This window comes from Pseudomonas sp. RC10-4-2 (assembly GCF_050433085.1).
Taxonomy (GTDB): domain Bacteria; phylum Pseudomonadota; class Gammaproteobacteria; order Pseudomonadales; family Pseudomonadaceae; genus Pseudomonas; species Pseudomonas aeruginosa.
This window is the reverse complement of sequence record NZ_JBNPXX010000006.1, coordinates 317,921-341,153: the sequence shown is the minus strand read 5'-3', so window position 1 is coordinate 341,153 and position 23,233 is coordinate 317,921. Positions and strand designations below refer to the sequence as shown.

Annotated in this window: 24 protein-coding genes and 1 other RNA gene; 7 read left to right on the top strand and 18 right to left on the bottom strand. The window is 63.9% G+C overall.

Annotated features, from left to right (window positions below):
• The 9 genes from mraY to rsmI form a co-directional block, all read right to left on the bottom strand.
• On the bottom strand, window positions 1-1,083 hold the full coding sequence (gene mraY, locus FHW81_RS25395) for a phospho-N-acetylmuramoyl-pentapeptide-transferase (RefSeq protein WP_003094129.1): 1,083 nt from the start codon (window positions 1,081-1,083) through the stop codon (window positions 1-3).
• Window positions 1,083-2,459 carry a UDP-N-acetylmuramoyl-tripeptide--D-alanyl-D-alanine ligase gene (locus FHW81_RS25390; RefSeq protein ID WP_003103103.1) on the bottom strand — a complete coding sequence of 459 codons (1,377 nt, stop codon included), beginning with the start codon at window positions 2,457-2,459 and terminating at the stop codon, window positions 1,083-1,085. Before FHW81_RS25390 ends, mraY begins: the two co-directional genes overlap by 1 nt.
• Complete coding sequence (locus FHW81_RS25385) at window positions 2,452-3,915, bottom strand: UDP-N-acetylmuramoyl-L-alanyl-D-glutamate--2,6-diaminopimelate ligase (RefSeq protein ID WP_003094133.1); 1,464 nt, start codon at window positions 3,913-3,915, stop codon at window positions 2,452-2,454. The genes FHW81_RS25390 and FHW81_RS25385 overlap by 8 nt, the downstream gene beginning before the upstream one ends.
• Window positions 3,915-5,654, bottom strand: a complete 1,740-nt coding sequence (ftsI, locus tag FHW81_RS25380; RefSeq protein WP_003094139.1) for a peptidoglycan D,D-transpeptidase FtsI — start codon at window positions 5,652-5,654, stop codon at window positions 3,915-3,917. Before ftsI ends, FHW81_RS25385 begins: the two co-directional genes overlap by 1 nt.
• On the bottom strand, window positions 5,651-5,944 hold the full coding sequence (gene ftsL / locus FHW81_RS25375; protein WP_003094142.1) for a cell division protein FtsL: 294 nt from the start codon (window positions 5,942-5,944) through the stop codon (window positions 5,651-5,653). The genes ftsI and ftsL overlap by 4 nt, the downstream gene beginning before the upstream one ends.
• The gene (rsmH, locus tag FHW81_RS25370) at window positions 5,941-6,882 is read right to left on the bottom strand and encodes a 16S rRNA (cytosine(1402)-N(4))-methyltransferase RsmH (RefSeq protein WP_003103102.1); all 942 of its coding nucleotides are present in this window, start codon (window positions 6,880-6,882) and stop codon (window positions 5,941-5,943) included. The genes ftsL and rsmH overlap by 4 nt, the downstream gene beginning before the upstream one ends.
• 2 nt (window positions 6,883-6,884) lie before the next feature.
• Window positions 6,885-7,340 (bottom strand): division/cell wall cluster transcriptional repressor MraZ, encoded by a 456-nt coding sequence (gene mraZ, locus FHW81_RS25365; protein WP_003103101.1) that lies wholly within the window; start codon window positions 7,338-7,340, stop codon window positions 6,885-6,887.
• Window positions 7,341-7,654: 314 nt separating this feature from the next.
• An RNA gene (gene rnpB / locus FHW81_RS25360) (RNase P RNA component class A) lies at window positions 7,655-8,004 on the bottom strand.
• Between the two features lie 40 nt (window positions 8,005-8,044).
• Window positions 8,045-8,893 (bottom strand): 16S rRNA (cytidine(1402)-2'-O)-methyltransferase, encoded by an 849-nt coding sequence (rsmI, locus tag FHW81_RS25355; protein ID WP_003120901.1) that lies wholly within the window; start codon window positions 8,891-8,893, stop codon window positions 8,045-8,047.
• A gap of 126 nt (window positions 8,894-9,019) precedes the next feature.
• On the opposite strand from rsmI, the gene FHW81_RS25350 reads away from it, so the two are divergent.
• The 4 genes from FHW81_RS25350 to FHW81_RS25335 are packed head-to-tail and all read left to right on the top strand — an operon-like array spanning window position 9,020 to window position 12,405.
• Window positions 9,020-10,834: a penicillin-binding protein activator gene (locus FHW81_RS25350; RefSeq protein ID WP_003103096.1), complete on the top strand. Its 1,815-nt coding sequence runs from the start codon at window positions 9,020-9,022 to the stop codon at window positions 10,832-10,834.
• On the top strand, window positions 10,831-11,208 hold the full coding sequence (locus FHW81_RS25345; protein ID WP_003110149.1) for a YraN family protein: 378 nt from the start codon (window positions 10,831-10,833) through the stop codon (window positions 11,206-11,208). The genes FHW81_RS25350 and FHW81_RS25345 overlap by 4 nt, the downstream gene beginning before the upstream one ends.
• Window positions 11,209-11,236: 28 nt before the next feature.
• The gene (locus FHW81_RS25340; protein WP_003094149.1) at window positions 11,237-11,830 is read left to right on the top strand and encodes a phosphoheptose isomerase; all 594 of its coding nucleotides are present in this window, start codon (window positions 11,237-11,239) and stop codon (window positions 11,828-11,830) included.
• A complete protein-coding gene (locus FHW81_RS25335) occupies window positions 11,827-12,405 on the top strand; it encodes a BON domain-containing protein (RefSeq protein WP_003094151.1) in 579 nt (192 codons plus the stop codon). The genes FHW81_RS25340 and FHW81_RS25335 overlap by 4 nt, the downstream gene beginning before the upstream one ends.
• Window positions 12,406-12,461: 56 nt before the next feature.
• Here FHW81_RS25335 and FHW81_RS25330 read toward each other — a convergent pair whose 3' ends face one another.
• The 7 genes from FHW81_RS25330 to rplM all read right to left on the bottom strand — a co-directional run bounded on the left by FHW81_RS25330 (window position 12,462) and on the right by rplM (window position 17,255).
• On the bottom strand, window positions 12,462-12,869 hold the full coding sequence (locus FHW81_RS25330) for a ClpXP protease specificity-enhancing factor (protein ID WP_003094153.1): 408 nt from the start codon (window positions 12,867-12,869) through the stop codon (window positions 12,462-12,464).
• Window positions 12,870-12,880: 11 nt separating this feature from the next.
• Window positions 12,881-13,498 carry a glutathione S-transferase N-terminal domain-containing protein gene (locus FHW81_RS25325; protein ID WP_003094155.1) on the bottom strand — a complete coding sequence of 206 codons (618 nt, stop codon included), beginning with the start codon at window positions 13,496-13,498 and terminating at the stop codon, window positions 12,881-12,883.
• 85 nt (window positions 13,499-13,583) lie between these two features.
• Window positions 13,584-14,366, bottom strand: coding sequence for a cytochrome c1 (locus FHW81_RS25320; RefSeq protein WP_003094157.1), 783 nt, complete (start codon window positions 14,364-14,366; stop codon window positions 13,584-13,586).
• Window positions 14,366-15,577 carry a cytochrome b gene (locus FHW81_RS25315; RefSeq protein WP_003094159.1) on the bottom strand — a complete coding sequence of 404 codons (1,212 nt, stop codon included), beginning with the start codon at window positions 15,575-15,577 and terminating at the stop codon, window positions 14,366-14,368. The genes FHW81_RS25320 and FHW81_RS25315 overlap by 1 nt, the downstream gene beginning before the upstream one ends.
• A complete protein-coding gene (gene petA / locus FHW81_RS25310; RefSeq protein ID WP_003100631.1) occupies window positions 15,577-16,170 on the bottom strand; it encodes a ubiquinol-cytochrome c reductase iron-sulfur subunit in 594 nt (197 codons plus the stop codon). The genes FHW81_RS25315 and petA overlap by 1 nt, the downstream gene beginning before the upstream one ends.
• Before the next feature lie 249 nt (window positions 16,171-16,419).
• The gene (gene rpsI / locus FHW81_RS25305; RefSeq protein WP_003098810.1) at window positions 16,420-16,812 is read right to left on the bottom strand and encodes a 30S ribosomal protein S9; all 393 of its coding nucleotides are present in this window, start codon (window positions 16,810-16,812) and stop codon (window positions 16,420-16,422) included.
• A gap of 14 nt (window positions 16,813-16,826) precedes the next feature.
• Window positions 16,827-17,255, bottom strand: a complete 429-nt coding sequence (rplM, locus tag FHW81_RS25300) for a 50S ribosomal protein L13 (RefSeq protein ID WP_003094164.1) — start codon at window positions 17,253-17,255, stop codon at window positions 16,827-16,829.
• 245 nt (window positions 17,256-17,500) lie between these two features.
• Here rplM and FHW81_RS25295 point away from each other — a divergent pair, with 245 nt between their 5' ends.
• A complete protein-coding gene (locus FHW81_RS25295; protein ID WP_003098813.1) occupies window positions 17,501-18,538 on the top strand; it encodes an NADP(H)-dependent aldo-keto reductase in 1,038 nt (345 codons plus the stop codon).
• A gap of 84 nt (window positions 18,539-18,622) precedes the next feature.
• Here the strand turns inward: FHW81_RS25295 and FHW81_RS25290 are convergent, their stop codons facing one another.
• Window positions 18,623-19,768, bottom strand: coding sequence for an acyl-CoA dehydrogenase family protein (locus FHW81_RS25290; protein ID WP_003120905.1), 1,146 nt, complete (start codon window positions 19,766-19,768; stop codon window positions 18,623-18,625).
• 253 nt (window positions 19,769-20,021) lie between these two features.
• Here FHW81_RS25290 and FHW81_RS25285 point away from each other — a divergent pair, with 253 nt between their 5' ends.
• Both FHW81_RS25285 and FHW81_RS25280 read left to right on the top strand, forming a co-directional pair.
• The gene (locus FHW81_RS25285) at window positions 20,022-20,921 is read left to right on the top strand and encodes a GlxA family transcriptional regulator (RefSeq protein WP_003120906.1); all 900 of its coding nucleotides are present in this window, start codon (window positions 20,022-20,024) and stop codon (window positions 20,919-20,921) included.
• A gap of 158 nt (window positions 20,922-21,079) precedes the next feature.
• Entirely contained in the window at window positions 21,080-22,042 is a 963-nt protein-coding gene (locus tag FHW81_RS25280; RefSeq protein ID WP_003110032.1) for a hypothetical protein, read from the top strand.
• Window positions 22,043-22,106: 64 nt separating this feature from the next.
• On the opposite strand, the gene zapE is transcribed toward FHW81_RS25280, so the two are convergent.
• Window positions 22,107-23,201 carry a cell division protein ZapE gene (gene zapE / locus FHW81_RS25275; protein ID WP_003094297.1) on the bottom strand — a complete coding sequence of 365 codons (1,095 nt, stop codon included), beginning with the start codon at window positions 23,199-23,201 and terminating at the stop codon, window positions 22,107-22,109.
• Window positions 23,202-23,233: the final 32 nt, after the last annotated feature.

Sequence of the window (23,233 nt, the reverse complement as noted above, 5' to 3'; positions counted from 1 at the left end):
TCAACGCAGCTTCAAGGTGGCGAGGCCGATCAGCACCAGGATCACGGTGATGATCCAGAAGCGCACGATCACGCGCGGCTCCGGCCAGCCTTTCAGTTCGAAATGGTGATGGATCGGCGCCATGCGGAAGACGCGGCGTCCGGTCAGCTTGAAGGAAGCGACCTGGATCATCACCGAGAGGGTTTCCATGACGAACACCCCACCCATGATGAACAGCACAATTTCCTGGCGCACGATCACCGCGATGGTGCCCAGCGCGGCGCCCAGCGCCAACGCGCCGACGTCGCCCATGAAGACCTGCGCCGGATAGGTGTTGAACCAGAGGAAGCCGAGGCCGGCGCCGACCAGCGCGGCGCAGAACACGATCAGCTCGCCGGCGCCCGGTACGTTGGGAATCAACAGGTACTCGGCGAACTTCACGTTGCCCGACAGGTAGCAGAAGATGCCCAGCGCGCCGGCAACCATTACCGTCGGCATGATCGCCAGGCCGTCGAGACCGTCGGTGAGGTTCACTGCATTGCTCGAACCGACGATGACGAAGTAGGTCAGGACCACGAAGAAGATGCCCAACTGGATCTCGACGCTCTTCAGCATCGGCACGATCAGGGTGGTCTCGATCGGGGTTTCGGCAGTCATGTAGAGGAACACGGCGGCGCCGATGCCGAACACCGACTGCCAGAAGTACTTCCAGCGGCTCGGCAGGCCACGGGAGTTCTTCTCGATCACCTTGCGGTAGTCGTCCACCCAGCCGATGGCACCGAACAGCAGGGTAACGACCAGCACTACCCACACGTAGCGGTTGGAAAGATCCGCCCACAGCAGCGTGCTGATGGCTATGGCGGTAAGGATCAGGGCGCCGCCCATGGTCGGGGTGCCCTTCTTCGACAGGTGCGACTGCGGACCGTCGTTGCGCACGGCCTGGCCGATCTGGCGGATCTGCAAGGTACGGATCATCCAGGGCCCCAGCCACAGCGACAGCGACAGCGCGGTGAGCACGCTGAGAATGCCGCGCAGGGTCAGGTACTGGAAGACGCCGAAGCCCTTGTAGAACTGTTGCAGGTATTCGGCCAGCAGCAGGAGCATTAGTGACTCTCCTCGGAGGAACCGCACAGCGCCGCGACGACTTTGTCCATCGCCGCACTGCGGGAACCCTTGATCAAAATGGTGGTTGTCGGTTGTTCGGTGGCCAGCGCCCCGATCAGGCTGGCCTGGTCGGCGAAGTGCCGGCCCGTGGCGCCGAACGCCTGTACGGCGTGGGCCATCAGCGGTCCGACCGCATAGAGCGCGGACACCTTGCCAGCGGCGTAGGCGCCCACCTCGCGGTGGGCCTGCTCGGCCCAGGAACCGAGTTCGCCCATGTCTCCGAGGACCAGGACGGTGCGCCCGGAAAAGCCGCTCAGTATATCAATCGCCGCCAGCATTGACGCGGGGTTGGCGTTGTAGCTGTCGTCTATCACACGCAGCCCGCTGGCGGTCAGTTGCGCTACCGCGCGGCCCTTGACCGGCTGCAGCGCCTGCAGCCCGGCGACGATCCCATCCAGCGGCACGCCCAGTGCATGGGCGGCAGCGGCGGCAGCCAGGGCATTGGCGACATTGTGCCGCCCCAGCAGGTTGAGCTGGACCTGCGCTTCACCCGCTACGCCCTGCAGCCTGAAGCCCATGCAGCCACGCGCATCGCGCTGCAGATCGGCGGCGCGGAAATCGGCCTGGGGCCGGTCGAGGGAGAAAGTCAGCAACGGACGGCCGCTGGCACGGGCCTTCCAGGTGTCGAAGGCCTTGTCGTCCAGGTTCAGCACGGCGGTGCCGTCGGCGGCCAGCCCTTCGAGTATCTCGCCCTTCGCCTCGACGATCTTCTCCGGTCCGCCGAACTCGCCGACATGGGCGGTTCCGGCATTGGTGATGATCGCCACGTGCGGGCGGGTCAGCTCAACCGTGTAGGCGATCTCGCCGATGCGCGAGGCGCCCAGTTCGATCACTGCGCTACGGTGCTGCGGCGCCAGTTGCAGCAGGGTCAGCGGTACGCCGAGGTCGTTGTTCAGATTGCCACGGGTAGCCAGCACCGACTCGGCATCGCCGGCCTGGGTACGCAGGATGCTGGCGAGCATCTCCTTGACCGTGGTCTTGCCGCTGGAGCCCGTCATGGCCGCCAGCGGGCCGGTGAACTTGCGCCGGTTCAGCGCGCCCAGTCGCCCCAGGGCCGCACGGGTATCGCGCACCAGCAATTGCGGCAGGGGCGCGTCGGCGACTTCGCGCTCCACCAGCGCAGCCACCGCGCCCTTGGCGGCAACCTCGGCGAGATAGTCGTGGCCGTCGAAACGCGGCCCACTCAGGGCAATGAACAGTTGGCCGGGCCCGATGGCGCGACTGTCGGTGGAAACCGCCGAAAAGACGGCGTCCTCGCCGATCAGGCGGGCGTCCAGCGCGACCGTCAACTGGCTGAGGCGAAGAGGCTCAAGCATGCGGCACCTCCCAGGCGGCCAGGGCGCGCTCGGCCTGCTCGATGTCGGAGAACGGATGGCGTACGCCGTCGATCTCCTGATAATCCTCGTGACCCTTGCCAGCCAGGAGCACCACGTCATCCACCGCAGCGGAAGCGATCAGATGGGCGATCGCCTCACCGCGCGACGGCAGGAAGGTAACCTTGTCAGCGGCAGCGAAGCCTTTGCGGATATCGGCGATGATCGCCGCACTGGCCTCGGTGCGCGGGTTGTCGTCGGTGACCAGCACCCCATCCGCCAGGCGTTCGGCGATCGCAGCCATCAGCGGACGCTTGCCGGCATCGCGATCGCCGCCGCAGCCGAACAGGCACAGCAGGCGCGCGGCCGCGTGCGGACGCAGGGCCTCCAGGACTTTTTCCAGGGCGTCGGGAGTATGCGCGTAGTCCACCACCACCAGCGGCTTGTCGCCGCCTCCCAGGCGCTGCATGCGGCCGACCGGCCCCTGCAGTTGCGGCAAGGTGCGGAGGATATCGCCCAGGGGATAACCCAGGCCAAGCAACGCACCGACCGCCGCCAGCAGGTTGCTCAGGTTGAAGCGGCCGAGCAACGGGCTGCGCAGCAGGCCCTCGCCGTGCGGAGTGACCAGTGCCGCCTCGATGCCGGCGTCGCCGAAGCGCGCTTCGCGGCAATAGAGGAAGGCCGAGCTGTCGGTGAGGCTGTAGGTGATCAGCTCCGAGTCCTGTTCCTCGCCGGCCAGTCGACGGCCGAAATCGTCGTCCAGGTTGATCACCCGGCAGCGCAGGCCCGGCCAGGCGAACAGCTTGGCCTTGGCGGCGGCATAGGCTTCCATCGAACCGTGATAGTCGAGGTGGTCGCGGGACAGATTGGTGAACACCGCGATATCGAAACCGAGCGCCGCCACGCGGCCCTGGTCGAGGCCGTGGGAAGACACTTCCATCGCTACCGCGCGGGCGCCGGCCTGCTTCAGCGTGGCCAGCGTGGCCTGCACCGCGAGCGGGTCCGGCGTGGTGTGCCGGCCGCTCTCCAGGGCGCCGTAGAAACCGGTGCCGAGGGTGCCGACGATGCCGCAGCGCTCGCCGAGCAGATCCAGGGCCTGGGCCACCAGTTGGCTGACGCTGGTCTTGCCGTTGGTGCCGGTGACGCCGATCAGGTCCAGCCCGCGGCTCGGCTCGCCGTAGAAACGCCCGGCGACCGCCGACAGTTGCGCGGCCAGCCCCTTCACCGCGATCAGCGGCGCATCGCTGGGCGGCAGCTCTCCGGCGCCTTCCGCCTCGTAAGCCACGGCAGCCGCGCCCTTGGCCAGGGCATCGGCGATGTGCGCACGACCATCCTGGCGCCCGCCCGGCACCGCCAGGAACAGGTCGCCCGGACGAACGCCGCGGCTATCCAGGGTCAGCTCGCGGATCAGCAGATCGCGCTCGGCCTGGGGAAACAGTTGGTTCAGGCTCATAGGCATCAGCCACGCCCTCCTTTTGCGGGCGCAGCATTGACCTGCTGCTGTTCGGTGGCCGTCGGCAGGTTATCCGGCGGCACGTTCATCAGGCGCAGCGCGCCAGCCATGACCTTGCTGAACACCGGCGCCGACACCAGGCCGCCGAAGTAGCCCGCCTTGCTCGGCTCGTCGATCACCACGACCATCGCGATGCGCGGATCGGTGGCCGGGGCGAAACCGGCGAACAGCGAGCGATAGGCGTTTTCCCGGTAGCCCTTGGTGCCGACCGAGACCTTGCGCGCGGTCCCGCTCTTGCCGGCGGCGTGGTAACCCGGCACCTGGGCGCGGAACACCCCGCCCTGGGCCTCGACCACTTGTTGCAGCATGCCCTGCACGGTGGAAGCCACTTCAGGCGAGATCACCTGCACGCCATCCGGCACGCGGTCGACTCGGGTCATGCTCAGCGGCACGCTCTTGCCGTCGTTGGCCAGGGCCGCATAGGCATGCGCCAACTGGATCGCGGTTACCGAGAGACCGTAGCCGTAGGCCAGGGTCGCGGTTTCCGCCTTCGGCCACTTGCGGTGGTTGGGCAGGTTGCCGACGCGCTCGCCGGGGAAGCCCAACCCCGTGTCCTGCCCGAGGCCGACCTGTTGCATGACCGAGTAGATGGATTCGGCGCCGATGTCGAAGGCGATCTTGCTGATGCCGACGTTGCTCGACTTGATCAGGATGCCGGTGAGATCGAGTTGCCGCGAATTGCGCGATACGTCGCGAATGGTGTAGCGGCCGATCTGCAGGGTGCCCGGGTAGACGTCGACGATATCGCTGGGTTTCCAGCGCCCGCTGGCCAGCGCCGCGCTCATCGAGAACGGCTTGACCGTCGAGCCCGGCTCGAACACGTCGATCATCGCCCGGTTGCGCATGGCCGCCGGCTGCAGGTTACGACGATTGTTCGGGTTGTAGGTGGGCTGGTTGGTCATGGCCAGGATCTCCCCGGTCTTCACGTCCATGATCACCAAGCTGCCGGCCTTGGCGCCGTTTTCCAGCAGAGCGTTGCGCAGTTCGCGATGAGCCAGGTACTGCAGGCGCAGGTCGATGGACAGCGCAAGGGTCTTGCCCGGTTTGGCATTCTTGGTGACCTGCACGTCCTTGATCACGCGGCCACGGCGATCCTTGAGCACCTGGCGCTTGCCCGGCACGCCGGCCAGCCATTCGTCGAAAGCCAGCTCGATACCTTCGCGACCGCGGTCGTCGACATCGGTAAAGCCGACCGCATGGGCCACCACTTCGCCAGCCGGGTAGAAACGCCGAAACTCCTCGATGGAGTACACGCCGGGCACCTTCAGGGCGATCACGCCTTCGCCCTGCTCCGGGGTCAGCCCACGGACCAGATAGATGAACTCGCGCTCGGCGTTCTGCTCGATGCGGTCGGCGAACAGCTTGGTATCCTGCCCGAGCGCCGCCGCCAGTTGCGGCCAGCGTTCCTTGGCGGTCATCAGCTCCTTGGGGTTGGCCCACAGGGTGGTGACCGGGGTGCTCACCGCCAGCGGTTCGCCGTTGCGGTCAGTGATCAGGCCCCGGTGCGCAGGGATGGCGATATGCCGCACGCTACGCGCGTCGCCCTGGCCCTTGAGGAAGTCATGGTCGATCACGTGCAGGTCGACGATTCGCCAGACGATGGCGCCGACCATCGCCAGCAGCAGGCCGACGATCACGCAGAACCGCCATGGGTAGAGGGCGCCCTGGAAATAGTTCAGTTTCATGGCGCCACCATCCTGACCTCGGCCGGGTCGGGAACGCGCATGCGCAACTGTTCCACCGCCAGGCTTTCGATGCGGCTATGGGCGGTCCAGGTGCTCTGCTCGAGAATCAACCGGCCCCACTCGGCCTGCGCCTTGTCGCGCACGCTCAGCTCGGAATACAGCGAGTTGAGCAGTTGCCGGTTCCAGTAGGTGCTGTAGGCCACGGCAATCGCCGAGAGCAGCAGACCTATATAAAGCAGCAACATGAGGAAGCTGCCGGTAGGCAGGCGCTTGACGAAGAGACGGCTCATCTCAGCTTCTCCGCCACGCGCATGACCGCGCTGCGCGAGCGCGGGTTGGCCTTGAGTTCTTCTTCCGAAGCGTACTGCGGCTTGCCCAGCAGCTTCAGGCGCGGCTCGAAGACCTTGGAACGGATCGGCAGGTCGCGCGGCAGGTTGTCCGCCTCGCCCTTGGCGTGCTTGCGCATGAACAGCTTGACGATGCGGTCTTCCAGGGAATGGAAACTGATCACCACCAGCCGGCCGCCGACGGCCAGCGATTCGAGCGCGGCGTCAAGGCCACGCTCGAGATCGCCCAGCTCATTGTTCACATGGATGCGCAGGCCCTGGAATGCGCGGGTCGCCGGATTCTTGCCCTTCTCCCAGGCAGGGTTGGCAACCGTGATCACTTCGGCCAGATCGGCGGTCCGTTCGAACGGGCGCTCCTGGCGGCGCTGCACGATGGCGCGAGCCATCCGCTTGGCGAAGCGCTCTTCGCCATATTCCTTGAAGACCCGGGCGATTTCCTCTTCGGCGGCATTGGCGATGAACTCCGCTGCGCTGATGCCCTGGCCGGGATTCATGCGCATGTCCAGCGGACCATCGTTGAGGAAGCTGAAGCCGCGCTCGGGATCGTCGAGTTGCGGCGACGACACGCCAAGGTCGAGCAGGACACCATCGATCCGCCCTTCGAGACCGCGTGCGCGCACCTCATCGCCCAGTTCGGCGAACGAGCGCTGCACAATGACGAAGCGGCCGTCTTCGGCCGCCAATGCTTTTCCTGTCTGGATGGCCTGGGGATCTTTGTCGAATCCGAGCAGGCGTCCCCCGGCGCCCAGTTTCTCGAGCAAGGCTCGACTATGCCCCCCTCTTCCGAAGGTACCGTCCAGATAGCAGCCGTCCTCCCGCGGGGCCAGTGCGGAAACGGCCTCCTCGAGCAGAACGGTGATATGGCGGTAGGTGGCATTCATAGTCAAAGGATCAGGTCGCGTAGTTCGTCCGGCAGCCCACCGGGTTGTTTGATTGCCGCCAGGTCGGCTTCAGCCATGGCGTTCCAGGCATCCTCATCCCACAACTGAAACTTGTTCAGTTGCCCCACCAGCATCGCCCGCTTGTCCAGCTTGGCGTACTCGCGCAGGCGCGGCGGAATCAGGAAACGCCCGTTTCCGTCCAGTTCCAGATCGACGGCATTACCGATCAGCAGCCGCTGCAGGCGCCGCGTTTCTTCTCGCAAAGAAGGCAGCTCGCGCAGCTTGGCTTCGATCAGTTCCCATTCGGGCAAGGGGTAAACGGTGAGGCAGGGGTCGACTGCGTCGATAGTGACGATGAGCTGGCCGGCACAACGCGAAACGAGCTCGTCACGATACCGACTCGGCATCGCGAGGCGCCCTTTGGCGTCGAGACTTATGGCATTAGCTCCGCGAAACACGTCAGCGCTTCCCCTGTGGTTGGCTTTCCATGCCAATTGATCCCACTTTTACCCACTTCATACCACTTCTGCACACTATAGAAATCCACACTCCCCACCGTCAAGGCGCGTCAGAAGTGAAAAATCCTTACAGGACGGAGATTTAGCGTGCTTTTGGAAGGTTGCGGAGCGCTTTTAGAAGTAAAAGAGATGACAAAACACAATAAGTCCAAAGTCTTAGCCTTCGAACTTAAAGTGATTTATCAAGAGTTGCGGCTTTTCGCTTTTGCGACGGACGGATAAAACCGGGAAAAAGCGAAGAGAGTGGGAAGAAGTGGGAGAGTCGATCTATAAGCCGGGTTCTGTCGAGGACAGCCATTCCTCTGGGACGCACATCACTGTACGCCTCAAGCGACCTACCCGAATCCAACGCGGGCCGCGCCAATGGATTCCTATTTGGTCTTGCTCCGAGTGGGGTTTACCTAGCCACGCACTGTTGCCAGCCGTGCGGTGCGCTCTTACCGCACCTTTTCACCCTTACCGGCGCTGTTGCGCTTAGGCGGTTATTTTCTGTGGCACTTTCCGTAGGCTCGCGCCTCCCAGGCGTTACCTGGCACTCTGCCCTATGGAGCCCGGACTTTCCTCCACCGCGCTATTGCGCGACAGCGACTGTCCAATCGACTCTCCGCCGACAAGGTTAGCGGGAGCAGGCGCGAAGAACAAGCTCAACTCTTCCCTTGGCGTTGCAAAGCCTGTTGATACAAAAGGTTTTTTCGCACCCCGGTAATTTCCGCCGCCAGCGCCGCGGCTTTCTTCAACGGCAGCTCGGCAAGCAGCAGGTCGAGCACCCTGAGCGCCTCCGCACCGATCGACTCCTCGCCTTCCGGCGCCTGCCACCCCGCCACCAGCACAACGCACTCGCCGCGCTGCTGGTTGCTGTCCGACGCGACCCAATCGTGCAGTTCGGCCAACGGCAGGCTGCGAATGGTCTCGAAGGTCTTGCTCAGCTCCCGCGCCAGCACCGCACGGCGCTCCCCGCCGAACACGTCGCGCATGTCCGCCAGGCTTTCCAGCAGACGATGGGGCGCCTCGTAGAAAATCAGCGTGCGCGGCTCTTCCTGTACCGCCTGGAGGCGGCTGCGTCGTCCCGCAGCCTTGGCGGGCAGGAAACCTTCGAAGATGAACCGGTCCGACGGCAATCCCGCCGCCGACAGCGCCGCGATCAGCGCGCAGGAGCCCGGCACCGGGACCACCCGGATACCCAGCGCCTGTGCCTGGCGCACCAGGTGGAAGCCGGGATCGGAAATCAGCGGGGTACCGGCGTCCGAGATCAGCGCGACGTCCTCCCCACCCTGCAGCCGGGAGATGAAGCGCCCGCCCTCCTCGCGCTCGTTGTGCTCGTGGCAGGCCGCCAATGGCGTCTCGATGCCGAAGTGCTGGAACAGCCGGATCGAATGGCGGGTATCCTCCGCAGCCACCAGGGCCACCTCCCGCAGCACCCGCAGGGCGCGCGGGCTGATGTCGTCGAGATTGCCGATCGGGGTCGCCACTACGAACAGAGTGCCTGCTGACACGAAAATACCTCGGGAGCTATCTGAAAAGGCGGCATTGTATCGCGATTCAGGGTGCCGCCATCGCACCCGAGGCGGGCCTCCGGTACAATCGGCGACTCTTCGTGAATGCGCCATGAGAAGCCCTATATGATCGCTTGCCTGCGTCCGCTTTCTGCTCTGATCCTGGCCGGTCTGCTGACCGCCTGCGCGACCTCGTCCAATTCCGGACTGGGCGAACTTCCCCGTACGCCGAATGCCAGCATCGAGCAGTTGTTGCAACAGGCCAGCCAGAGCAAGCCCGAGGAAGCGGCGCTGCTGCGCCTCTCGGCAGCGGACCTTGCCTACCAGCAGAAGGACCTCGCCAGGTCCACCGCCATCCTGGGACAGATTCCGCTGGAAAGCCTGAAGCCGGCCCAGCAGGTCTTCGCCAGCACCCTGAACGCCGAACTGGCCCTCGCCCGCAGCAAGCCCAAGGCCGCCCTGCAGGCATTGCAGCATCCGAGCATGCAGCATCTCAGCGAACTGCCGGTGACCCAGCAGGTTCGTACCCAGCGCGCCAAGGCCCAGGCCCTCGCCGCCGACGGCCAGGTCCTTGCCGCAGCCAAGGAGCGCATCTACTTCGCACCGCTGCTCGAGGGCCCGGCGGTGATCGAGAACCAGGAAAAGATCTGGACCCTGGTCAGCAGCCTGCCGGTCGACCAGTTGCAACCGAGCGCCAACGAAGGCGACCTCAGCGGCTGGCTGACCCTGGCACGCATCACCAAGACCTCGCCGACCCTGCAGCAACAGCAGGCCAGCATCGAGAGCTGGCAACAGCAGAACCCCGAGCACCCGGCGGCCAAGCACTTGCCGGCGGCGCTGGAGAAACTCAAGACGCTGTCCCAGCAGCCGCTGACCCGCATCGCCCTCCTGCTACCCCAGCAGGGGCAGTTGGCCAACGTCGCCCGGGCCCTGCAGGACGGCTTCCTCGCCGCCCACTTCCAGGCCCAGCAGGCCGGCCAGAATCCTCCTTCGATCAAGCTCTACGACAGTACCCAGGTGCGCTCGCTAGATGACTTCTACCGCCAGGCCCAGGCCGATGGCGTCGAACTGGTCGTCGGTCCACTGGAGAAGCCGCTGGTCAAGCAACTCGCTAGCCGCGAGCAACTGCCGATCACCACCCTCGCACTCAACTACAGCGACAACAGCCAGGAAGGCCCGGCGCAGCTGTTCCAGTTCGGCCTCGCCGCCGAGGACGAAGCGCGCGCGGTGGCCAGCCGGGCCTGGGGCGACGGCATGCGCCGGGCCGTGGCGCTGGTGCCGCGCGGCGAATGGGGCGACCGCGTGTTGGCCGCCTTCAGCCAGAGCTGGCAGTCCGCGGGCGGCAGCCTGATCGCCGCCGAGCATGTCGACCAGCCGGTACAACTGGCGCAACAGATCGCCGACCTGCTGCAACTGCGCCAGAGCGAAGGCCGCGCCCAGCGCCTGCAGGGCGCCCTCGGCAGCCAGATCGCCACCCAGCCGTCGCGCCGCCAGGACATCGACTTCGTGTTCCTCGCCGCCACCCCGCAGCAGGCCCGCCAGATCAAGCCGACCCTGGCCTTCCAGTACGCCGGCGACCTTCCGGTCTACGCCACTTCGCACCTCTACACCGGGACCAACAACCCGACCCAGGACCAGGATCTCAACGGCATCCGCTTCTGCGAGACCCCGTGGCTGCTCAACCCCAGCGACCCGACCCGCCAGCAGGTCGCCGCCCAATGGCCCCAGGCCAACGGCAGCATGGGCCGCCTCTACGCCATGGGAGTCGACGCCTACCGCCTCGCTCCGCGTCTGCCTGAACTGAAGGCCGTGCCGAGCCTGCAGATCGACGGCCTGACCGGTACCCTGAGCCTGAATCCGACCCAACGTATCGAACGCCAGTTGCAATGGGCCGAGTTCCGCAATGGCCAGGTCCAGCCGCTGGGGACCAGCAGCTTTTGACCGATAGGGAAAGCTCCCGGGACAAGGGGCGCCAGGCCGAGGAACTGGCCTGCGCCCATCTACGGCGACAGGGCCTTGCCACACTTGGCAAGAATTGGACCTGTCGCCGCGGAGAGCTCGATCTGGTCATGCTCGACGGCGATACAGTAGTATTCGTCGAAGTCCGCTCCCGCCGGCATCGCGCCTGGGGCGGAGCCCTGGAGAGCATCGACGCGCGCAAGCGGCAGCGCCTGATTCTCTCCGCCGAACTTTTTCTGCAACAGGAGGCGCGCTGGGCCAAACGCCCCTGTCGCTTCGATGTGGTCACCGTCGATACCAGCGACGGACAATCACCACCGCGACTGGACTGGATTCAGAACGCATTCGACGCCTGATCAGCCGCCCCACCGAAGGTCATTACCGATGGACATGCAACACCGTATCCGCCAGCTCTTCCAGGCCAGCATCGAGACCAAGCAGCAGGCGCTGGAAGTACTGCCTCCCTATATCGAGCAAGCCAGCCTGGTGATGGTCAATGCGCTGCTCAACGAGGGCAAGATCCTCTCCTGCGGCAATGGCGGCTCGGCCGGCGATGCCCAGCACTTCTCCTCCGAACTGCTCAACCGCTTCGAGCGCGAACGTCCGAGCCTGCCGGCCGTGGCCCTGACCACCGACAGCTCGACCATCACCTCGATCGCCAACGACTACAGCTACAACGAAGTCTTCTCCAAGCAGATCCGCGCCCTGGGCCAGCCGGGCGACGTCCTGCTGGCGATTTCCACCAGCGGCAATTCGGCCAACGTGATCCAGGCCATCCAGGCGGCCCACGACCGCGAGATGCTGGTGGTCGCCCTGACCGGCCGCGACGGTGGCGGCATGGCTTCGCTGCTGCTGCCGGAAGACGTGGAGATCCGCGTTCCTTCCAAGATCACCGCACGCATCCAGGAAGTCCACCTGCTGGCCATCCACTGCCTCTGCGACCTGATCGACCGCCAACTGTTCGGGAGTGAAGAATGAGCCGTACCGCCTTCGTCGCCGCCACCCTGGCCCTGAGCCTGGCCCTGGGAGGCTGCAGCAGTTTCCTCAGCGCCACCCGGGACAAACCGATCGACGACGATCGCGGGACCCGAACCATCGGCAGCAAGATCGACGACTCGCTGATCGAGACCAAGGCCGCGGTGAACATCGCCAAGGCCGATCCGGCCCTGGACAAGGACTCTCACATCGTCGTGGTCAGCTACAACGGCATCGTTCTGATCGCCGGCCAGACCCCGCGCGCCGACCTCAAGAGCAAGGCCGAACAGGCCGCGCGCACGGTGCAGAAGGTCAAGAACGTGCATAACGAACTGCAGGTGACCTCGCCCTCCTCCCTGCTCGCCCGCAACAACGACGCCTGGATCACCACCAAGCTGAAGACCCAGATGCTCAGCGATCCCAACGTGCCCTCGTCGCGGATCAAGGTGGTCACCGAGAACGGCATCGTCTACATGATGGGCCTGGTCAACCAGCAGGAAGCCGCCCAGGCTGTCCGCGTCGCCCAGGGCGTCGACGGGGTGCAGAAGATCGTCAAGCTGTTCGAATACATAAACTGAAGAACAGCGAACGAAAAAAAGGCGATCCTTCGATCGCCTTTTTCATTGCTCGCCGTTTACTTGACCACCTTCAGGGATGGCCTGCCACTGGGACGCGGCGGCTCATCGGACGGTCCGCCATCGTCATCGCCCGGCTCGTCGTCCACCGGACCCGGCTGCTCCAGATCGAAGACCATGCCCTGTCCGTTTTCCCGGGCGTAGATGGCCATTACCGCCAGCGCTGGAATGTACAGGCTCTGCGCCACGCCGCCGAAACGCCCCTCGAAGCTGACCGCCTCGTTGTCCATGTGCAGATGCCGCACGGCAGAGGGCGAGACATTGAGCACGATCTGCCCATCGCTGGCATAACCCGGAGGCACCTTTACCCCGGCGAACTCTGCGTTCACCAGGATATGTGGCGTGCAATCGTTGTCGACGATCCATTCATAGAGCGCGCGGACCAGATAGGGACGGCTGGAATTCATCTTCATGTTCCTTAACGCATATCTCGTTCAACGGAAGACAGGCTGGCCCGGAAGCTTTCCCGGGCGAATCCGCGCTCCATGTAGTCGAGCAACGGCTTGGCCTGCCGCGGCAACTCGATGCCCAGCAACGGCAGACGCCAGAGGATCGGCAACAGGCAGCAATCCACCAGGCTGAAATCCTCGCTGAGGAAATATGCCTTGTCGGCGAACAGCGGGGAAACCCCGGTCAGGCTCTCGCGCAACTCCTTGCGCGCCTGGACCCGCTCGGCCTCCTTGCTGCGCGCATCCAGGATCCGGTCCACCAGGGAACACCAGTCCCGCTGGATACGATGGATCAACAGGCGGCTGTTGGCACGCTTCACCGGATAATCGGGCAGCAGCGGCGGATGCGGATAGCGTTCGTCGAGGTATTCCATGACCACCGTCGGCTCGTACAGCGCCAGGTCGCGATCGACCAGGGTCGGTACGCTGCCGTAGGGGTTGACCTCCGCCAGCATCGGCGGACAGCGGCCCGCCTCGATATCGATCACCTCTACCGCCACGTTCTTCTCGGCCAGGACCAGGCGGATGCGATGGCAGTAATGATCGGCAGGGTCGGAATAGCAGGTCAGCTTGTTGATTGAAGCCATGGAGCCCTCCTCGCAGGTCGACTTGTGGGAGGTGAAAAGACGCGCGCGCCCCGTAGGGCGCGCGCTTCGAAGACCAACGTGCGGGTTAGTGCACGTCCTTCCAGTACTCGCGCTTGAGGAGATAGGCGAATACGAAGAAGAAGGCCAGGTAGAGCAGGACGTAGGTACCGATACGCTCGGAGGCCAGCTTGTTCGGGTTGGCCGAATAGGCCAGGAAGGTCACCAGGTTCTTGACCTTCTCGTCGAACTGGGCTTCGTTCAGCTCGCCGGTCTTCGGCACCACGGTCAACTGGTCACAAGCTTCGTGAGTCAGCGGGGTACCGGTCAACGGATCGAACTGCTTCTTGCCATCCTCGACCACCTGTACCTGCTTGCAGCCGATCACCTGGCGTCCCTGCAGGGGCGCCAGGACGTTCGGCATGCCGACGTTGGGGAAGATCACGTTGTTCACGCCCCACGGACGCTTGGGATCCTCGTAGAACGAGCGCAGGTAGCTGTACAGCCAGTCGGTGCCGCGTACGCGGGCAACCAGGGTCAGATCCGGCGGAGCGGCGCCGAACCAGGTCTTGGCGTCGGCCGGCTTCATGCCGATGTCCATGTGGTCGCCGATCTTGGCGCCGGTGAACACCAGCTTCTCCATCATCAGATCGGCAGGAATGCCCAGGTCGGTGGCGACACGCTCGTAACGCTGGAACTTGGCGCTATGGCAGCCCATGCAGTAGTTGGCGAAGGTACGCGCGCCATCCTGCATGGCCGCCTTGTCGGTCAGGTCGATATCGACATGATCCAGTTGCGGCCCATGGCCGCCAGCGGCGAAACCCAGGACTGGCAGTACCGCCAGAATCAGTGCAGCGAATTGCTTTTTCATCAGCCAGTCACCCTTTCCGGAACCGGTTTGGTCTTCTCCATCCGGGTGTAGAACGGCATCAGGATGAAGAAGGCGAAATACAGGACGGTGCAAACGCGCGACAGGGTAGTACCCAGCGGGCTCGGAGCCTGGGCGCCGTAGTAGCCGAGGATCACGAAGGACACCGCGAAGATCACCAGCCACAGCTTGCTCAGCCAGCCCTTGTAGCGGATCGAGCGAACCGGGCTGCGATCCAGCCACGGCAGGACGAACAGCACAGCGATCGCCGCACCCATCGCCACCACGCCCATCAGCTTGTCCGGAACCGCGCGGAGGATCGCGTAGAACGGGGTGAAGTACCAGACCGGAGCGATGTGCTCGGGGGTCTTGAACTGGTTGGCCATCTCGAAGTTGGGCTTCTCGAGGAAGTAGCCGCCCATTTCCGGGAAGAAGAAGATCACGGTGCAGAAGATGAACAGGAACACCACCACGCCGACGATGTCCTTCACGGTGTAGTACGGATGGAACGCGATGCCGTCCAGCGGTACGCCGTTCTCGTCCTTCTTCTTCTTGATGTCAACGCCGTCCGGGTTGTTCGAACCGACTTCGTGCAGCGCCAGGATATGCAGCACGACCAGGCCGAGCAGGACGATCGGCAGGGCGATCACATGCAAGGCGAAGAAGCGGTTCAGGGTGATGCCGGAGATCAGGAAGTCACCGCGGATCCACTGGGCCAGGTCTTCGCCGACCACCGGAATCGCGCCGAACAGGGAAATGATCACCTGGGCGCCCCAGTAGGACATCTGACCCCAAGGCAGCAGGTAGCCCATGAAGGCCTCGGCCATCAGCGCCAGGTAGATCAGCATGCCGAAGATCCACACCAGCTCGCGCGGCTTCTGATAGGAGCCGTAGAGCAGGCCGCGGAACATGTGCAGGTAGACCACGATGAAGAACGCCGATGCACCGGTGGAGTGCATGTAGCGAATGATCCAGCCGTAGTCGACATCGCGCATGATGTATTCGACGGAAGCGAACGCCTCTTCGGCCGACGGCGTGAAGCTCATGGTCAGCCAGATGCCGGTGAGGATCTGGTTGACCAGCACCAGCAGCGCCAGGGAGCCGAAGAAATACCAGAAGTTGAAGTTCTTCGGTGCGTAGTACTTGCTCAGATGGTCTTCCCACATCTTGGTCGCGGGAAAACGCGCATCGACCCAAGCCATGAACTTGTTCATCAGGCTTTCTCCTGGTCCACGCCGATGGTGATGACGTCGTCAGCATCGAACGTATAAGGCGGAATCGGCAGGTTCAGCGGCGCTGGCTGGCCTTTGTAGACACGACCGGCGAGGTCGTAGTGGGAGCCGTGGCAAGGGCAGAAGTAGCCGCCCTTCCAGTCCGGACCGAGGTCGGCGGGGGCGACTTCGGGACGGAAGGTCGGCGAGCAGCCCAGGTGGGTGCAGATGCCGACGATCACCGCCAGTTCCGGCTTGATCGAGCGAAGCTTGGGATCGACGTACTCCGGCTGCTCCGAGGCCTTGGAGTCCGGGTCGGCCAGTTGTCCTTCGAGGCTCGGCAGGGCGTCCAGCATCTCCTTCGTGCGGTGCACGATGAATACAGGCTTGCCGCGCCATTCAGCGATGATCTGCTGACCTGGATCGATCTTGCCCACGTTCACCTGCACCGGCGCGCCAGCAGCCTTGGCTTTGGCACTGGGGAACCATGACCCTACGAACGGGACCGCAGCACCCACCGCTCCCGCCGCGCCAACCACAGAGGTGGCCGCGACGAGGAAGCGACGCCGGCCTGCATTCACGCCGTCATTACTCATTCAGTCGTCTCCCATCAGCTTCAGACCTGTTCTAATCAGGCCTTTAAGTAAAAATTCGAGCCGCGCAAAAAATTCGCCAAATGGTAAAGAAAACCCCCTTTGATGACAAGGTAATAGCCTGACACAAAACGCCCGAAACCCTTGTAGGGCGCGCCCTTCGGCCATGCGACACCTTGCCGCAGAGTTAAAGCGTAGACATAAAAAAACGCCCAGCTCCGAAGAGGTGGGCGTTTTTCAGCAAGCGTCGAATTAACGCTTGGAGTACTGCGGACGCTTACGCGCTTTACGCAGACCGACTTTCTTACGCTCGACTTCACGGGCATCGCGAGTCACGTAGCCGGCCTTGCGCAGCGAGCTACGCAGGGTTTCGTCGTACTCGATCAGGGCACGGGTGATGCCGTGACGGATCGCACCGGCCTGACCGCTTACGCCACCGCCAACGACGGTAACGAAGATGTCGAACTTCTCGACGGTCTCGGTCAGCTCGAGCGGCTGACGCACGACCATGCGAGCGGTTTCACGACCGAAGAACTGATCGAGGCCACGGTTGTTGATGGAAATCTTGCCAGTACCCGGACGCAGGAAGACGCGAGCGGTAGCGGTCTTACGACGGCCAGTGCCGTAATTTTGAGTCGCCGACATAATGAGCTATCCCGTTAAATCTTCAGTTCTTGGGGCTGCTGAGCGGTGTGCGGGTGGCTGGCACCCTTGTACACCTTCAGCTTGCGATACATATCGCGACCCAGAGGGTTCTTCGGCAGCATGCCTTTTACAGCGGTCTCGATGACGCGCTCAGGGGCCTTGGCGATCAGCTTCTCGAAGTTGATCGACTTGATGCCGCCCGGGAAGCCGGAGTGGTGGTAGTACATCTTGTCGGTGGTCTTGGCACCGGTCACACGCACCTGCTCGGCGTTGATGACGACGATGTAGTCGCCGGTGTCAACGTGCGGAGTGTACTCAGGCTTGTGCTTGCCACGCAGGCGGCGGGCAATTTCGGTCGCCAGACGACCCAGGGTCTGGCCGGCAGCGTCGACGACGAACCAGTCGCGCTGTACAGTTTCCGGTTTCGCGGTATAGGTTTTCATTCGTTATAGCCTCAGGGGCCGCCTGAAAATAAGACGGCGAATCTTACTGGACAGTGGTTGCCTTGACAAGTCAAGGACAGCCGAAAACAGACACGAATTGGGGCTCGGGTCGGTGTGCGTCCGTAACGACTAGATACATCGATCGGCAGGCTTGGCATCCCCCACCGATGAAAGGCTGCGGAATTATGCAGATTTCGCCAGAATTTACAACCGCATTAACCACTTAATTTCACGAGGACACCCGCATGGAGTATCGCCCGCTCGGCCGCACCGATCTGAAAGTCAGCGCCCTCTGCCTCGGCACCATGACCTGGGGCGAGCAGAACAGCGAGCAGGACGCCTTCGCCCAGATCGCCAGGGCCAAGGCCGCCGGGATCAATTTCATGGATACCGCCGAAATGTATCCGGTGCCGCCCCGCGCCGAGACCTACGCCAGCACCGAGCGCATCATCGGCAACTGGTTCCGCCGCAGCAGCGACCGCGCCGACTGGATCCTCGCCAGCAAGATCGCCGGCCCCGGCAACGGCATCAGCCATGTGCGCGACGGCAACCTCAAGTTCAACCGCCAGCACATCGTCGCCGCCCTCGATGCCAGCCTGGAGCGCCTGCAGACAGACTGGCTGGACCTCTACCAGTTGCACTGGCCGGAGCGGCGGACCAACTTCTTCGGCCAGCTCGGCTACCAGCACCAGGAAGAGAGCTTCACACCGCTGGAGGAAACCCTGGAAGTGCTCGACGAGCAGGTGCGCGCCGGCAAGATCCGACACATCGGCCTGTCCAACGAGACGCCCTGGGGCACCATGACCTTCCTCAGGCTCGCCGAGGAGCGCGGCTGGCCGCGCGCGGTATCGATCCAGAACCCCTACAACCTGCTCAACCGCAGCTTCGAGGTGGGCCTGGCGGAAATCGCCATCCGCGAGCAGTGCGGCCTGCTGGCCTACTCGCCGATGGCCTTCGGCATGCTTTCCGGCAAGTACGCGGACGGCGCCCGCCCGGCCAACGCGCGCATCAGTCTGTACAGCCGCTTCACCCGCTACACCAACCCGCAGGCGGAAGCGGCCTGCGCGCGCTACGTAGCGCTGGCCCGCGAACATGGAATGGAACCGGCGCAGATGGCACTGGCCTACGTCACCTCGCGGCCGTTCGTGACCAGCAACATCATCGGCGCCACCTCGCTGGAACAGCTGGAAACCAATCTCGGCAGCGTCGACCTGAGGCTGGACGAGGAATTGCTCGCCGGTATCGATGCAATCCACCGGGAGCAACCGAACCCGGCTCCCTGAGCCTCCAGGGGCCTGGCGCTGCCGCGGGTTCGGCGGACAACCGCGCGATGCGGTCGTCCGCCCCTCCCGGTGACCAGGCGCGCCTCACAGGGCCCGCGCGATGATCTCCTTCATGATCTCGTTGGTACCGGCGTAGATCCGCTGCACCCGGGCATCGGCCCAGGCCCGCGCCACCGGATATTCCCACATGAAGCCGTAGCCGCCGTGCAACTGCACGCATTCGTCGAGCACCTTGCATTGCAGGTCCGTCGTCCAGTACTTGCACATGGCGGCGGTGGGTACGTCCAGCTTGCCCTGGAGATGCTGCTCCATACAGCGATCGACGAAGACCCGGCCGACCTGGATCTCGGTAGCCATCTCGGCAAGCTTGAAGCGGGTATTCTGGAAGTCCGCCACCGACTTGCCGAACGCCTTGCGCTCGCGAGTGTAGTCGAGCGTCCATTGCAGGGCCGCCTCGGCCGACGCCAGCGCGCCGATACCGACGGTCAGGCGCTCCTGCGGCAGCTCCTGCATCAGGTAGATGAATCCCTGGCCGTCCTTGCCGAGCAGGTTCTCCCGGGGAATCCGCACATCCTGGAAGAACAGCTCGGAGGTGTCCTGGGCCTTCATCCCGACCTTCTCCAGGCGCTTGCCCTTGCTGAAGCCCGGCGTACCCGCCTCGACCACGAACAGGCTTATGCCCTTGGCGCCAGCCTTCGGATCGGTCTTCGCCACCACGATCACCAGGTCGGCGAGGAAGCCGTTGGTGATGAAGGTCTTCGAGCCATTGATGACGTACTCGTCGCCATCCAGTACCGCAGTGGTCTTCACCCCTTGCAGGTCGGAACCGGCCCCCGGCTCGGTCATGGCGATGGCCGCGACCATCTCGCCGGATACCAGCTTCGGCAGGTACTTGCGCTTCAGCGCCTCGCTGCCGTAGTGGAGGATGTAGGGCGCAGCGATGTCCGAATGCAGGGAGAAACCGATCCCGGTCAGGCCGGCCCGACCGATCTCTTCGATGACCACGGCGCTGTAGAGGAAGTCCGCGCCCATCCCGCCATACTCTTCCGGCAGGTGCGAACAGAGCATTCCGGCCTCGCCGGCCTTGTTCCAGAGCGCGCGGTCGACATGCCCATCCTTTTCCCATTGGTGATGGAAAGGCACGGCTTCCTGTTCGAGGAACTTGCGCACGCTGTCGCGAAACAGTTCGTGGTCGGAGCTGAACAGGGTTCTCGGTATCATCGTGGTCACCTGGAAACGGTCTGGGATCGGGTTGGCTGCACGCGGCAGGTCTTCGACTGTAGGGAAATGCCCCGACCGACGCACTGGACAGTTGCGCCAAAAAATAAGACGATCCAGCCGCCTTTTGACCGCTTTCCCTTACTCACAACAACGATAAAAATCCATGCGCGCTCAATCCGCTCCGGTGCTGAAACATGTCGGCATCGTCGCCATCGACGGCGTCTTCGCCTCGACCCTGATGCAGGCCAAGGACTTCTTCCACATGGCCAGCCTGCGCCACGGCAAGCAGCAGGGCCTCGGTCTCCAGCCGGCCTTCCGCACCCGCATCCTCAGCCCCGACGGCCAGCCGGTACGCAGCTTCAGCGGCGACAGCATCGCCGTCGACGGTCCCCTCGCCGCCTGCGATATCGTGGTCCTGCCCGCCTTCTGGGGCGATTTCGACGCGCTCGAACGGCGCTATCCGCAAATCGTTCCCTGGTTGCGCCGCAGCCATGCCGAGGGAACCGCCCTCTGCGGCGAGGCGACCGGGGTCTTCTGGCTGGCCCAGGCAGGTCTGCTGGATGGCAAGGAAGCTACCACCTACTGGCGCTTCTATCGAGAATTCGCCGAACGCTTCCCGAACGTGCTGCTCAACCAGGAGAAGCACCTGACCGATGCCGACGACCTGTTCTGCGCCAGCGGCGTCACCTCCGCCTGCGACCTCTACATCTATCTGATCGAGCGTTTCTGCGGCGGATCGGTGGCCCAGGCGGTGGCCCGGGATACCCTCTACGAAGTACAGCGCAGCTACACCCCAGGGCGTATCGGCTTCGGCGGACAGAAGCTGCACCATGACCCGACGATCCTGCAGATCCAGCAATGGCTGGAAGACCACTTCGCCGACAAGTTCCGTTTCGAGGACGTCGCCCGCGACCACGGCATGAGCATCCGCAACTTCATGCGGCGCTTCCAGGCCGCTACCGGCGACAAGCCGCTGCACTATCTGCAGCGACTGCGGATCGAGACCGCCAAGGGCATGCTCTCGAGCACGCGCAAGAGCATCAAGACGATCAGCTACGAGGTCGGCTACGACGACGCCAGCTTCTTCGCCCGCCTGTTCCGCCAGCACACCGAACTCTCTCCCCACCATTACCGTCGCCAGTTCATGCAGAAGGAAAGCTGAGCCGGACATCGCCGGGCCTGCCCGAACGGCATCGGCGCCGGCGCTTTTCCTACAGAACCTAGGATAGGTAGCCAGGTCGGCCTTCGCGGGTTCTCATGAATCCGCAGGCCCGCCGCAGACGCGGGCGTTCCGAACAACGACAAGAACGGACCTTTGCCATGCGCCTTTATCTGCTCGCCTTCCTGGCCCTCTTCGGTATGAATGCTATGGCCGCCGACAACTGGAAAGCCTTCCCCTACGACCAGAGCGCCTATGACTATCCAGGCGACAAGTTGAAGGAAGCCTGGCCGCGCCTGACCCGCGGCTTCGGCGACTATCCCTATCCGGACGCCGACTGGGTGGTGAACATGGCGACCGCCCATCCGGATGCCCTGGAAAAGACCGTGAAGGCCGGCACCGGCTTCACCGGCAAGCCGGAAGAGGCCGCGCAATATGCGGCGCGCCTGCAGGATGTCTGGCGCCTGCTGTTCCGCGGCGACTACGCCAAGGCCAAGGAGCAGGGACTGGCCCTGGGAGTCGGCGGCCAGGTACCGGCGATGTTCGCCCAGGTGCTCTACGCCATGTTCCTGGCTCCCGACCAGGCGGAGAAACAGCGCCTGCTCGAAGAAGTCATCGACTACACCGAACAGGCCGGCCCGCTGGTCAAGGCCGATATCGTCGCCCAGTTCGGCAGCGTCTACGCCAAGGCGCGCCTGGCCGAGGAGCTATCGGTACCGGTAGTGCTCAAGCGCGGCTATACCAGCGAAATCCCCAAGGAACTGGACGCCCTCCTGGCCAGGCAACCCAACCAGCCGTTCGCCCTGGCGCTCTACGGCGGCTACGAGGCGGGAGTGATCCGCAAGGTCGGCAAGCTGGTCGGCAAGATGACCTACGGGGTCAGCGCCGACAAGATGGAACAGTACTTCGCCCGCTCCTTCCGCCAGGCCAACGACCTGCCGATCGGCCACTACGAGTACGCCAACGCACTGACCTACGTATACGGCGACGACGAGCGGGAGAAGGCCATCGCCCAACTGAAGCAGGCCGTAGCGATCAAGCCGATCAACGCCATGGAAGCCCTCGAAGTGGCCCATGCGAAGAAGCTCCTCGCCGGCTTCGAGCAGAACACCGCGCAACGCTGAAACGCCGCGCGTCCATGAAAAAAGGGGTTGCCATCGGCAACCCCTTTCTCGTTTCCGCCCCGGATCAGGGCCGGTGCGGACGCGTCAGGTATTCGTGGGACTGCATTTCCAGCAGACGACTGAGGGTGCGCTGAAATTCGAACTCCAGCCGGCCGCCGCTGTAGAGATCCTTTAGCTCGACCTCGGCGGAGATGATCAGCTTGACGCTGCGGTCGTAGAACTCATCCACCAGGTTGATGAAACGCCGCGCCATGTCGTCCTTGGTGACGCCCATCTGCTCGACGTTGGAGATCAGCACGGCGTGGAAAATCTTCGCCAGCTCGATGTAGTCGTTCTGGCTGCGCGGGCCGTCGCACAGCTCACGGAATTCGAACCAAGCCACGTCGTCGCAGGTCAGGCGCGCGCGGATCTCGCGGTTCTCGATCATCAGCGCCTCGTCGCGCTGGGCCTTGGCGCAGTCCGGGGTCAGGGCCTTGAAGCTGCGCGCCATCTCCTCCTCGACCTGTTCGCTGAGCGGCCAGTGGAACAGCTCGGCCTGCTCCAGCGCGCGCAGGCGATAGTCGACGCCGCTATCGACGTTGACGATCTCGGTATGCTCCTTGAGCAGGGCGATCGCCGGCAGGAAACGGGCGCGTTGCAGGCCGTCCTTGTACAGGCCGTCCGGCACGATGTTGGAGGTCGCCACCAGGCTCACGCCGTTCTTGAACAGCTCTTCCAGCAGGGTGGCGAGGATCATCGCATCGGTGATGTCGGAGACGAAGAATTCGTCGAAGCAGATCACCCGCGCCTCGTCGGCGAAGCGCTTGCCGATGATGGTCAGCGGGTTCTTCTCGCCCTTGAGGGTCTTCAGTTCTTCGTGCACCCGCTTCATGAAGCGGTGGAAGTGCGTGCGCACCTTCTGCTCGAACGGCAGCGACTCGAAGAAAGTGTCCACCAGGTAGGTCTTGCCACGGCCGACGCCGCCCCAGAAATACAGGCCCTTCACCGGCCCGCCGGACTTCCTGCCGAGCAGCTTGCCGAACAGGCCGGGCTTGGCGTGGTCGGCGGCGACCAGGTCATCGTAGAGGCGTTGCAGATGCTTCACGGCATTCGCCTGTGCGGCATCGTGGAAGAAATCGGGGCGTTGGAGATCGGCCTGGTAGCGCTCGAGGGGCGTCATGATCGGTAGCAATGCAACGAAAACGGGGCCGT

What these genes read in the sequence shown, in the direction of transcription:
- mraY (WP_003094129.1), bottom strand. Translation starts at nt 1,083, where the DNA reads ATGCTCCTGCTGCTGGCCGAATACCTGCAACAGTTCTACAAGGGCTTC.
- FHW81_RS25390 (WP_003103103.1), bottom strand. Translation starts at nt 2,459, where the DNA reads ATGCTTGAGCCTCTTCGCCTCAGCCAGTTGACGGTCGCGCTGGACGCC.
- FHW81_RS25385 (WP_003094133.1), bottom strand. Translation starts at nt 3,915, where the DNA reads ATGCCTATGAGCCTGAACCAACTGTTTCCCCAGGCCGAGCGCGATCTG.
- ftsI (WP_003094139.1), bottom strand. Translation starts at nt 5,654, where the DNA reads ATGAAACTGAACTATTTCCAGGGCGCCCTCTACCCATGGCGGTTCTGC.
- ftsL (WP_003094142.1), bottom strand. Translation starts at nt 5,944, where the DNA reads ATGAGCCGTCTCTTCGTCAAGCGCCTGCCTACCGGCAGCTTCCTCATG.
- rsmH (WP_003103102.1), bottom strand. Translation starts at nt 6,882, where the DNA reads ATGAATGCCACCTACCGCCATATCACCGTTCTGCTCGAGGAGGCCGTT.
- FHW81_RS25350 (WP_003103096.1), top strand. Translation starts at nt 9,020, where the DNA reads ATGATCGCTTGCCTGCGTCCGCTTTCTGCTCTGATCCTGGCCGGTCTG.
- FHW81_RS25340 (WP_003094149.1), top strand. Translation starts at nt 11,237, where the DNA reads ATGGACATGCAACACCGTATCCGCCAGCTCTTCCAGGCCAGCATCGAG.
- FHW81_RS25335 (WP_003094151.1), top strand. Translation starts at nt 11,827, where the DNA reads ATGAGCCGTACCGCCTTCGTCGCCGCCACCCTGGCCCTGAGCCTGGCC.
- FHW81_RS25330 (WP_003094153.1), bottom strand. Translation starts at nt 12,869, where the DNA reads ATGAATTCCAGCCGTCCCTATCTGGTCCGCGCGCTCTATGAATGGATC.
- FHW81_RS25325 (WP_003094155.1), bottom strand. Translation starts at nt 13,498, where the DNA reads ATGGCTTCAATCAACAAGCTGACCTGCTATTCCGACCCTGCCGATCAT.
- FHW81_RS25320 (WP_003094157.1), bottom strand. Translation starts at nt 14,366, where the DNA reads ATGAAAAAGCAATTCGCTGCACTGATTCTGGCGGTACTGCCAGTCCTG.
- FHW81_RS25315 (WP_003094159.1), bottom strand. Translation starts at nt 15,577, where the DNA reads ATGAACAAGTTCATGGCTTGGGTCGATGCGCGTTTTCCCGCGACCAAG.
- petA (WP_003100631.1), bottom strand. Translation starts at nt 16,170, where the DNA reads ATGAGTAATGACGGCGTGAATGCAGGCCGGCGTCGCTTCCTCGTCGCG.
- rpsI (WP_003098810.1), bottom strand. Translation starts at nt 16,812, where the DNA reads ATGTCGGCGACTCAAAATTACGGCACTGGCCGTCGTAAGACCGCTACC.
- rplM (WP_003094164.1), bottom strand. Translation starts at nt 17,255, where the DNA reads ATGAAAACCTATACCGCGAAACCGGAAACTGTACAGCGCGACTGGTTC.
- FHW81_RS25295 (WP_003098813.1), top strand. Translation starts at nt 17,501, where the DNA reads ATGGAGTATCGCCCGCTCGGCCGCACCGATCTGAAAGTCAGCGCCCTC.
- FHW81_RS25285 (WP_003120906.1), top strand. Translation starts at nt 20,022, where the DNA reads ATGGCCAGCCTGCGCCACGGCAAGCAGCAGGGCCTCGGTCTCCAGCCG.
- FHW81_RS25280 (WP_003110032.1), top strand. Translation starts at nt 21,080, where the DNA reads ATGCGCCTTTATCTGCTCGCCTTCCTGGCCCTCTTCGGTATGAATGCT.
- zapE (WP_003094297.1), bottom strand. Translation starts at nt 23,201, where the DNA reads ATGACGCCCCTCGAGCGCTACCAGGCCGATCTCCAACGCCCCGATTTC.